Source organism: Neisseria sp. P0013.S005, assembly GCF_051958425.1.
In the GTDB taxonomy this organism is placed as follows: domain Bacteria; phylum Pseudomonadota; class Gammaproteobacteria; order Burkholderiales; family Neisseriaceae; genus Neisseria; species Neisseria subflava.
In genome coordinates, this window is the sequence record NZ_JBQCVL010000114.1 from 1 (window position 1) to 204 (window position 204).

The 204-nt window shown below is 52.5% G+C and carries 1 pseudogene; it reads right to left on the reverse strand.

The features are described from left to right. Positions 1 to 204, reverse strand: a pseudogene (locus tag ACTHTA_RS11720) (phage terminase large subunit); the annotation flags it as partial.

A 204-nucleotide genomic window follows, 5' to 3' on the forward strand; every position in this document is an offset into this window, starting at 1 on the left:
CAGCGATGTTTTCGCTTCGCCGCGCGATGCCGCACAAGACTGCAAGACAGACTCCGGCTCTTTTTCGATTTCGGGCAATTCCGTATATGCCCATGTGTGAAAAATAGATTCACTGTCGTCGGGGAAGTAATGCGGTAGATAAGTCTTGCAGAAAAAACGGAAAGCCTCGGGCGTACACTGCATCACTTTGGCGCGACGCTCGGC